Raw genomic sequence first — 7,866 nt, forward strand, 5'->3', positions numbered from 1 at the left:
ATGGGCTCCATCACGACCACAACCTCGTTCTCGGCAGACCTCGTTCTCGGCAGACCTCGTTCTCGACAGGGCCCGGCGCCCGGACCTCACCTCAGGGCCGTGCCCAGGATGCTCAGCCCCCGGAAGTCGGTCTCACCGGGTGCGACCCCGGCGTCCGGGTGCATCCTGGGAGGAAGGGGTTCCGCCCCGGAGCTCCCCGGTCAGGGAGGAGTCGACATGTCCGGCCTCATGCTCGCCAGCAACGTCGATGCTGCGATCTACGTCCCGACGGGGTCGGGCCCCGCCAACTGGTTCCTGCTCTTCGGGATCGTGCTGATCGCCTCGATCATCGTGTTCATGATCGTCGAGATGGTCCGAGCCGCGCACGACCGGCACCTCCCACCGCACCGGAGGATGTCGCACTAGCGCACGGGTCGCCCACGCCCGGCACGTGACGCTGTCGGGCCTTCACCCGTGGGGGCGTGCTACCCGGGCGAACTCCCGCCGAGGTAGAACGCAGTGCGCGAGGTAGAACGCGATACGCACTACCTCGCGCACCACGTTCTACCTCGCGCCTCCCGCACGGCGACCGCGCCTCCCCGCACGGGCGGAACAGCTCAGTCCGACCCCGCGGGGGGTCGGACCTCGGTCAGCCCAGCGTCGTCGGGAGCTCCGCCGCGCCCTCGCCCGGGGCCACGCCCAGCACGCGCTCCGCGAGGAACGCCTGCACCACCTGGTACCAGACGACCGAGTGCTGCGGCTGGAGCACCCAGTGGTTCTCGTCGGGGAAGTACAGGAAGCGGTGGTCGGTGCTCCCGTCCGCGGCCGCGGGCAGGCCCGACGCCGACAGCAGCTCGTACCAGAGGCGCAGGCCCTCGCCGATCGGGACGCGGTAGTCCTTGTCGCCGTGGATCACGAGCATGGGCGTCACGATGTCCGCGACGAACCGGTGCGGCGAGTGCTCGGACGCCATCTCGGGGGTCATCTCTCGCTGCCAGTAGTAGCCGGCGTCCGTCGTCGGGCCGAACTGGTCCAGCGCCCACAGGCTCGCGTGCGTGACGATCGCCTTGAACCGGTCCGTGTGGCCGGCGACCCAGTTCGCCATGTACCCGCCGAACGACCCGCCCATCGCGGCCGTGCGGGTCTCGTCGATCTCCGGCAGCGCCTCGGCCGCGTCGGTGATCGCGAGCAGGTCGGTGTACGGGGCCGCGCCCCACGAGCCCCAGCCGCGCTGCACGAAGTCCTGGCCGTAGCCCGTGGACAGCGCCGGGTCCGGGAGCAGGACCGCGTAGCCCTGGGCCACGAGGATCCACGGGTTCCACCGCCAGCTCCACGCGTTCCACGAGCCGAGAGGGCCGCCGTGGATCCACAGCAGCAGCGGCGCGGGGTCCTCGGCGCTCGCACCGTGCGGCAGCGCGAGCCAGCCGCGGACGCGCACGTCGTCCGACGCGGCGGTCTCGATCTCGGTCAGCGTGCCGGGCAGGTCGGGGCTCGCGACCGGGCCGCGCAGCGCGGTCGCCGCGACGGGCGTGCGCTCGCCCGCGGGGGCCGCGAGGAAGTCCGTGAGCTCGATCCGCACGGGGTGCGAGGGCTCGAGGTAGCTCACGCGCTGGGCGTAGGCGGCCGAGGCGTCGGGCGCGACGCGGACGTCGGTGAACATCGCGTCGTCCGAGGTCAGGCGGGAGACCGTACCGTCCTCGCCCGAGCCGTCGGGCGTGAAGGCGACGTGGAAGACCGGGCCGCGCCCGTCGTCGTCGGCCGTGACGAGCAGGCCCGAGCCGTCGGGCAGCCACGCCGCCGACGTGGGCCACCGGTCCCAGCTCGCGGCGAGCGAGCGCAGACCGTGGTTCGCGCCGTCGCTCGGGTCGCCGTCCGAGCCGTCACCCGGGCGCAGCGGCACGACGGCGAGGCTCTGCTCGGGCGCCGCCTGCGGCGTCGTGATGGTCTCGCGGACGAACACGACCCAGGCGCCGTCGGGCGAGATCACGGGCGAGGACGCCTCGGCGCCGGGCTCGTCGACGAGCGTGCGACGCTCGCCCGTCGAGGTGTCGACCGCCACGAGGATCGAGCGCTGAGAGGCGTCCGGCCCGGGCACGGACCAGGACGTGACGAGCGTGGTCCCGTCCGCGGACAGGTCCGCGGAGTGCTCGCGCAGCGCGGGCCCGACGGCGGGAGTCACGTCGCGCAGCTCGACGCGCCCCGCGGGGAGCTCGGGCGTGGCGTCCTCCCCGTCGGTGCCCGCGGGCGCCGGGAGCGGACGCGCCGGCTCGTCCGTCAGGTGCGAGAGGTCGGCCACGAACCGGTGCGGCTCGGACGGCCCCAGGTCGTGGTCCCAGTACCGCACGGGGTACCCCGTGTGGAGGATCGCTGCGACCTTCTTGTCCTTGCGGGTCTTGCGCAGCTCGGCGTCGTGGGCCAGGTCGCGCGCGCTGGGCAGGACGTCGGCCGCGAGCGAGAGGACGGGCGCGCTGCGCGCGACGAGCGGGGCCGAGACCCCGGCCGGGGCGGACGCGACGACGCGTGCCTCGCCGCCGGCCGCGGGCAGGAGCCACAGGGCCGAGGTCGGGTCGCCCTCGCTGGTCGCCGAGGCGTCGCTGTCGGGGCGGGCCGACGTGAAGAGCAGGTCGCCCTCGGCCGTGAAGGCCGCGCCGGACTCACCCTTGGTGCTCCGGGTCAGGCGACGGGCCGGGGCCTCGCCGGTGGGGTCGACCTCCCACAGGGCCGAGACGTACGCCGTGCGCTTCGCGTCGAGCGTCGACACGCTCGTCACGAGCCGACGGCCGTCCGGGGACATCACGAGGCCGCCCGTGCGGGGGATCGCGATGTACTCGTCGAGGTCGTGGAAGGGGGTGGCGCCCGGCTGGTCGGGGGCGCTCGCGGAGTCGGTGGTCACTGCACCGTCCTATCACGGCGGGGGGCCCAGGTGCGTCTCCGTGTCGGGCGCATACTGGAGCCGTGCCCAAGGTTCCCCTCCCCGCCCTGACCGTGTGCGCCGCCGTCGGGCTGCTCCTGACAGGCTGCGGGTCCGAGCCCGCCCAGGACCTCGACGAGACCGTGCTCGCGGGGGTCCAGGCCGCAGGCCGTGCCGACGGCGAGCTCGACCTCATCAGCACGACCCACTTCGACTGGCAGAAGGCCGTGATCGTCTGCCCCGGTGACGATGTGACCGAGGTCGCCGAGGCCGCCGGGAGCGACGCCGGACCGGTCACGGGCGACCTCCCCAACACGGTCGACGTCGGCACGGGCTACCTCGTGTTCGTCAACAACAACGAGGTCGCGCACACCGCGACCCTGCGCCTGGCCCAGGCCGACGTGTGCAGCGAGGACCTCTCGATCGCCAACCGCGTCCTGAGCCCCGGCAGCGCGACGCTGCACGTCGCGCGCGGGACGGGCGACGGCTGGATCGTGACGCGCAGCTGAGGGGTGCGGCGGGTCCGGCGGGTGCTGCGGGTGCCGGCGGGTGCTGCGGGTGCCGGCGGCTCCTGCGGGTGCCGAGCACGAGGTTGTGGTCGTTCTCAGCGTGAGAACGAACGCAACCTCGTGCTCGGCGCGACGCGGGCCCCCCGACGCAGGACCCCGGACCCGGAACCGCGCCGGCGTCAGGCGTTGAGCCGCGCCACCAGCCCGGGGAGCTCGGCGACCGAGTCGAGCAGGAAGTCGTGCCGCTCACGCCCCAGGTCCGCCGCGCCGAGCTTGCCCGTGAGCACCCCGACGACCGCCCCGGCCCGCGCGTTGACTCCCGCGCGCAGGTCGAGCACTGTGTCCCCCGCGGCGAGCACGCGCGCGACGTCGAGCACGCCCGTGCGCTCCATGTCGCGGTGGATCATGTAGGGCGCGGGACGTCCGAGCGGCACCTCGTCGGCGCACGTCACGGCGTCGAGCGTGACCTCGGGCGAGAGCCACTGCTCGGCGCCGGCCGCGACCGTCCAGCCCAGCACGTCGAGGATCCCCTGGGTCACCTCGCGCGTGAAGCCCGTGGTCAGCGCGACCTTGACCCCCGCGGCGCGCAGGGCCGCGAAGGCCTCCGGCGCGCCGGGGATCGGGGTCGGCGGGTTCAGCAGGTAGGCCTCCTGGAGGAGCGCGGTGAAGCGCGCGAACGCGGCGTCGACCGTCGCGTCGTCGGGAGCGTCGCCCGGCGCGCCGGGGGTGCTGGCGCCGATCGCGAGCAGGGCCGTGATGGCCGCGCGCTTCTCGGCCCCCATCCAGTGCTGGATGTCCGACGACGTCGCGCCGCTCCCGTGCTCGAGGACCGCCGCGTGCAGCGCCTCGTAGACCGCGCCGCCCTCCTCGACGGTCGTGCCCGCGATGTCGAGCGCGACGAGCTCGATCACGAGGGGCCGGCGGGCGGCGGGCGTGGCCGGGCTGGTCGTGGAGGTACTGGTCGTGCTGGTCATGCGGTGGGCTCCTGGTTCGGGTCGGTGGCTGCGGGGCCTGTGGTGGCTGCGCTCTCGGCTGTGCCGGCAGTGCCAGCAGGGCCGGCTGGGCCGGCCGTGCCAGCCGTGCCAGCGGTGAAAGGGTCGAGCCCGGCCGTGGGCGACACGAGCGACGCGGCGGCGGCCGACGCCGTCGGGAAACGGACCATCGAGAGCGACGTGTCCTGGGTGTTGTCGATCGTGAAGGCCGCGAGCTCGGGCAGGTAGCGGTCGTCGGCGTACTCGACCGGGACGCCCGCGGCGTTGCGCGTGGTGCGGCGCTCGCGCAGCAGCGGGGCGCCCGCTGCGACCTCGAGGAGGTCGGCGTCGGTCTCGTCGGCCGCGACCGCGTCGATCACGTGCCGGGCCGCGTGCAGGTCCGCACCGCGTGAGATGAGGTGGTCGTAGATCGAGCCCGTGTCCGGGTCGAACTCGAAGATGAGGCGCCCGACGGGCTCGATGAACGTGTCGCGCTCGACCATCGCGGGGACGCCGTCGAGCAGGCGCAGGCGCAGGACCTCGACCACGGGCGTGCCCTCCTCGAGGCCCAGGGCGTCGGCCGCGACGCCGTGCACGCCGCGGCGCGCGACCTCGACGGTCCGCTGACCGGGCACGCGCCCCACCCCCGCGGCCCAGCGGCTGAAGGACAGGAAGGTCTCGAAGGGCTGCGGGACCGCTCGCGAGCGCACGACCGGCGGTCGCCCCTGCCCCCCGCCGATGAGCCCTTCGCTGCGCAGCGTCCCGAGCGCCTGCCGGACCGTGCCGCGCGAGATCGAGAACTCGGCGCACAGCGCGGACTCGGAGGGCAACGAGTCGCCGATCGCGTACGTGCCGGACACGATCCGACGGCGCAGCTCTCCCAGCACGTGCTGGTGCAGCGGGCCGTGGGGCGGGTGGGGTGCGGTGGCCGCGTGCGGCGGGCGGGACGGGACGCCCGCTCCGGGTGGCGGGACAGCATGCGGGGACGACGAGGACGGTGCCATGACTTGACCATACAGGCGCCCGTTCCACGGTGGACCGAGAAACGGGTGACGGTCGAATGAACCCGGCACACAGAGCGCCAACCGCAGGTGAACACTCCGAAAACTTGTCTGGACAAGTGCCGGATTCGCTTGATCGCGGCTCGGACGGCACGGCAGTGTCCGTGTCGTGAGCAGCACACCATCGCCGTCCCGGGCCGCCTCGACGGGCACACCCGGCACGGCCCCCCGCACCGCCCCCCGCACCGGGGGCTCCCCGTCCGTCCCGTCGCCCGCCCGGCCGACGACCCACCCCGGCACGACCAGCCGCTCCGGGCCCGACCTCCCCGCCCGCGTCGACCTCGTGGTCGTCGGGGCCGGCATCGTCGGGCTCGCGCACGCGGTCGAGGCCGTCGGTCGAGGACTCTCGGTCCTCGTGGTCGAGCGCGACGACCGCGCGGTCGGCGCCTCGGTCCGCAACTTCGGGCACGGGTGCTTCACCGCGCAGGACGGCGAGGCCCTCACCTACGCGTTCACGGCCCGCGAGCGCTGGATCCAGCTCGCCAAGGAGGCCGACTTCTGGCTCCGTGAGTCCGGCACCGTCGTGGTCGCGCGCGCCGACGACGAGATGCAGGTCCTCCAGGACTTCGCCCAGGTCCGCGACGGCCACGCCTGCCTGCTCGACCGCGACGCCGTCCTCGACCGCGTCCCCGGCGACCCCGACGAGGTCCTCGGCGGCGCGTTCCTGCCCCAGGACATCCGCGTCGACCCCCGCGAGGCCGTCCCCGCGATCGCCCGCTGGTACGCCGAGCAGCGTGGTGCCCACGTCGCGTGGTCCACCACGGTCCAGGGATTCGAGGCGGGCAGCGGCGTGACCCTCGTGCGCACCTCCCGGGGCGACGTCGTGACGACCAAGGTGATCCTCGCCGTCGGGCACGACGTGGACCGGTTCTTCCCCGACACGGCCCGCACCGCGGGCATCCAGCGCTGCACGCTCCAGATGCTGCGCGTCGACGCCCCGGCGGGCGCAGCCGGCGGGCCGCGCGAGATCGACCCCGCGATCTTCACGGGCACCTCGATGCTCCGGTACAACGGCTTCCGCCTCTCCCCCGCGCTCGCCGCGGTCCGCGAGCGCCTCACGGCCCAGCACCCCGCCCTGATCGACGCCGCGGTGAACCTCATGGTCACGCAGCGGCCCGACGGGACGCTCACGCTCGGCGACACGCACACGTACGCGACCACGCCCGGGCCGTTCCACCCCGAGGCCCTCGACGAGCTCCTGCTCACCGAGGCCGCGCGGCTCTTTGGCACGGGCCCCCTCACGGTCCGCGAGCGCTGGCAGGGCGTCTACGCCTCCGCACCCGCGCCGTTCCTCAACGCCACGCCCATGCCGGGCGTGCGCGCCGTGTCGGTCACGTCCGGCATCGGCATGACCACCGCGCTCGGGCTCGCCCCGCGCGTGCTCGACAGCTTCCTCTGACGGACCCGCCTCACCCGTTCCACCGACCAGACCAGCCTCTCTCGCGAACCCCCACACCAGGAGAAGACATGCACCGCAGCCGCACCGGCCAGGCCACCTCGGTCCTCGCCGCCGCACTGCTCCTCGGCACGCTCAGCGCGTGCTCGACCGGCACCGCAGACGCGGGCACCGGCGCCGACGGCGCCGCCTCGGCGACGTGCCCGAACGGCGCGATCCGCTTCGGCATCGAGCCCTACGAGGACCCTGCCAAGCTCGAGCCCGCCTACCAGCACCTCGCCGACGCGCTCGCCGAGAAGCTCGACTGCCCCGTCGACCTCACGATCGTCGAGGACTACTCGGCCGAGGTCCTCGCCATGGAGAACGGCAAGCTCGAGCTCGCCCAGTTCGGCCCGCTCGGGTTCGTGTTCGCGAGCGAGCGTGCCGACGCCGAGCCCCTCGCGTCGTTCGGTCTCGCCGACGGGACGCTCTCGAGCTACACCGCGGGCATCTGGGTCCCCGTCGACTCGCCCGTCCAGAGCATCGACGACCTGCCGGGCCACACGCTCGCGCTGGGCTCGACCGGTTCCACCTCGGGCGACGCCCTGCCCCGGTTCGCGATCCTCGACGCCGGTCTCAGCGAGTCCGACGTCGAGATCACCTACGCGGGCGGCCACCCCGAGGCTCTCCTCGCCCTGACCAACGGCCAGGTCGACGCGGCCCAGATCAACTCGCAGACGCTCGCGACCGCCGAGCGCGAGGGCACGTTCGACTCCTCGAGGTACCGCCAGATCTGGGAGTCCGACGCCATCCCGAACGACCCCATCACGGTCGCCGGCTCGCAGAGCCAGGAGTTCAAGGACGCCGTGCGCGACGCCCTCCTCACGCTCGACACGGCCGACGTCGAGGCCATCGGCGCGTTCCTCGACGTCGACCCGGCGGGCCCGCTCGTCGAGGTCGACGTCGACACGTACAAGCCGCTGTTCGACCTCGCGAAGACCCTCGAGCTGACGTCCGACGACGTCTGATCCCTCGGGACGGTGCGGGTGGGGCGCCCGGG

7 protein-coding genes are annotated in these 7,866 nt (G+C 74.0%); 4 read left to right on the forward strand and 3 right to left on the reverse strand.

Features of this window, described 5'->3' with window-relative positions; translation table 11 throughout:
- The first annotated feature begins 216 nt into the window (after nt 1-216).
- The gene (locus tag ACFWFR_RS15075) at nt 217-405 is read left to right on the forward strand and encodes a hypothetical protein (protein WP_191805102.1); all 189 of its coding nucleotides are present in this window, start codon (nt 217-219) and stop codon (nt 403-405) included.
- Nucleotides 406-628: 223 nt separating this feature from the next.
- Here the strand turns inward: ACFWFR_RS15075 and ACFWFR_RS15080 are convergent, their stop codons facing one another.
- Nucleotides 629-2,872, reverse strand: coding sequence for a prolyl oligopeptidase family serine peptidase (locus ACFWFR_RS15080; protein ID WP_377623494.1), 2,244 nt, complete (start codon nt 2,870-2,872; stop codon nt 629-631).
- A 62-nt stretch (nt 2,873-2,934) separates the two neighbouring features.
- Here ACFWFR_RS15080 and ACFWFR_RS15085 point away from each other — a divergent pair, with 62 nt between their 5' ends.
- The gene (locus ACFWFR_RS15085; protein WP_377615279.1) at nt 2,935-3,399 is read left to right on the forward strand and encodes a hypothetical protein; all 465 of its coding nucleotides are present in this window, start codon (nt 2,935-2,937) and stop codon (nt 3,397-3,399) included.
- A gap of 179 nt (nt 3,400-3,578) precedes the next feature.
- Here the strand turns inward: ACFWFR_RS15085 and ACFWFR_RS15090 are convergent, their stop codons facing one another.
- The gene (locus ACFWFR_RS15090) at nt 3,579-4,373 is read right to left on the reverse strand and encodes a phosphonatase-like hydrolase (RefSeq protein WP_377623495.1); all 795 of its coding nucleotides are present in this window, start codon (nt 4,371-4,373) and stop codon (nt 3,579-3,581) included.
- Complete coding sequence (locus ACFWFR_RS15095; RefSeq protein ID WP_377623496.1) at nt 4,370-5,374, reverse strand: GntR family transcriptional regulator; 1,005 nt, start codon at nt 5,372-5,374, stop codon at nt 4,370-4,372. Before ACFWFR_RS15095 ends, ACFWFR_RS15090 begins: the two co-directional genes overlap by 4 nt.
- 166 nt (nt 5,375-5,540) lie before the next feature.
- Here ACFWFR_RS15095 and ACFWFR_RS15100 point away from each other — a divergent pair, with 166 nt between their 5' ends.
- A complete protein-coding gene (locus tag ACFWFR_RS15100) occupies nt 5,541-6,830 on the forward strand; it encodes a TIGR03364 family FAD-dependent oxidoreductase (protein WP_377623497.1) in 1,290 nt (429 codons plus the stop codon).
- 68 nt (nt 6,831-6,898) lie between these two features.
- Nucleotides 6,899-7,834 carry a phosphate/phosphite/phosphonate ABC transporter substrate-binding protein gene (locus ACFWFR_RS15105; protein ID WP_377623498.1) on the forward strand — a complete coding sequence of 312 codons (936 nt, stop codon included), beginning with the start codon at nt 6,899-6,901 and terminating at the stop codon, nt 7,832-7,834.
- The last annotated feature ends 32 nt before the right edge of the window (nt 7,835-7,866 follow it).

It is taken from the genome of Oerskovia sp. NPDC060287 (genome assembly GCF_042726775.1).
Taxonomy (GTDB): domain Bacteria; phylum Actinomycetota; class Actinomycetes; order Actinomycetales; family Cellulomonadaceae; genus Oerskovia; species Oerskovia merdavium.